Source organism: Halomonas sp. 707D4, assembly GCF_024158685.1.
Taxonomy (GTDB): Bacteria; Pseudomonadota; Gammaproteobacteria; order Pseudomonadales; family Halomonadaceae; genus Vreelandella.
In genome coordinates this window covers 1-1,708 of sequence record NZ_JAMZBD010000576.1, presented here as the reverse complement: position 1 = coordinate 1,708, position 1,708 = coordinate 1, and the positions used below count along the sequence as shown (strand labels likewise).

At 65.5% G+C, this 1,708-nt stretch carries 2 protein-coding genes; one reads left to right on the top strand and one right to left on the bottom strand.

The window, feature by feature from the left end; all coding sequences use genetic code 11:
• Positions 1 to 1,139, bottom strand: a 1,139-nt coding sequence (locus BIS11_RS16750; RefSeq protein WP_253586608.1) for a leucyl aminopeptidase, incomplete at its 3' end; no start/stop codon positions are given.
• A 121-nt stretch (positions 1,140 to 1,260) separates the two neighbouring features.
• Between BIS11_RS16750 and BIS11_RS16745 the strand changes: the two genes are divergently transcribed.
• A partial coding sequence (locus BIS11_RS16745; protein WP_253586607.1) for an LptF/LptG family permease occupies positions 1,261 to 1,708 on the top strand: 448 nt, incomplete at its 3' end.

The following is a 1,708-nucleotide window of genomic DNA, read 5'->3' as shown; positions in this document are numbered from 1 at the left end:
CCTGTGAGCGTGGCGATGTCGATGACGCTGGCAGGCGCAAAGCGCTCGGCGTAGGTCAGCGCGTCGCACAGCACGAGGCGCCCTTCGGCGTCGGTGTTGAGCACCTCGACGGTCAGGCCCTTGAGGGTCTTGACGATGTCGCCGGGCTTGGTCGCCGCGCCGTCGGGCATGTTCTCGGCGGCGGCGACGATGAACACCGCGTTGATCTTCGGCTTGATCGCAAGCACCGCCTGGACGGTGCCGAACACGCCGGCGGCGCCGCCCATGTCGAACTTCATCTCGTCCATGCCTTCGCCCGGCTTGAGCGAAATGCCGCCGGTATCGAAGGTGATGCCCTTGCCCACCAGCACGTGGGGGGCCTCACTCGGGTCCTCGGCGCCCTGGTACTGCATGACGATCAGTCGCGACGGCTCGGCGCTGCCTCGACCCACGCTGAGCAGGGAGCCCGCGCCGAGCGCCTCGAGCGCTTCCTCGTCGAGAACCTCCACCGCGAGCATCCCTTTGGAGGCGTGACCCAGCGCCTCGGCCTGCTCGGCCAGGTAGCGCGGCGTGCAGACGTTGCCCGGCAGGTTGCCCAGGGTGCGCGCCAGGTTGATGCCCTGGCCGATGGCAACGCCGACCCGCGCGCCCTGCTGGGCGGAGCTTGCCTGGGCGGCGTCGCTGACGATCAGGGTGATCTTCTCGAGCGCCGGCCTGGGCGCCGGGGCGGACTTGAAGCGGTCGAAGCGGTAGACCGCGCGTTCGGCGGCTTCCAGGGTCTTGCGCGCCTTCCAGGCGGTGTCGCGCTCGAGCGGCACGTCGGTGAAGGCGACGCTGGCCTCGTCGACGGGAAGCTTCACGAGCGCCCCCATGGCCGCATCAAGCGCCTTGATCAGCGCTGCTTCCTGGCACTTGTCACGGGAGCCCAGGCCCACCAGCAGAAGGCGCTCGGCGCCCAGGCCCGGGGCGAAGGAAATCAGTTGGGTGTTGCCAAGCGCAGCATCGAAGTCGCCGCGTTCGAGCAGTTGTCCGATCAGCCGCTCGCTCGCGTCGTCCAATTTCGCCACGGCAGGCAATAACTCGCTATCTTTATAGACGGGCAGGACGAGGCACGCCGTTTCGGCTTTGGCAGGATTGGCGGTCTGAACGGAAAATTCCATGACGTCTCCAACAAGACAAGCATCGAGTGATTCGGGATAATATCGCGATCATTAGGTGGATCAGTGTACCCAAGCCATGAGCGCATTGCATGGCGACCTGCAGGATTAGCCGGAGAGCGCGTTGATTTTATTTCGGTACTTGACTCGAGAAGTGTTGCTCACGATGTCGGCGGTCGCCGGTATCCTGATGCTGGTGATCATGGGAAGTCGCTTCATCCGCTACTTCGCCTCCGCGGCGGAGGGCGATTTTCCCGTCACCATCCTGGGCAGCCTGATGTTCTACCACCTGCCGGGGTTTCTGGAGCTGATCCTGCCGCTGGCGTTCTTCCTGGGCATCCTGCTCGCCTACGGGCAGCTCTACATGAACAGCGAAATCACCGTGATGGTCGCCTGCGGCATGAGCCCCACGCGGCTTCTGCGCGTCACGCTCTTGCCGGCCTCCATCGTCGCCGTCATGGTAGGGCTTTGCAGCCTGTGGCTGACCCCGGCCGGGGCGCTTCTCAACGAAGCGACCATCGAGGAGCAGCAGAGCCGGCTCGACGTCTCGGTGCTGGCGCCCGGGCGCTTTC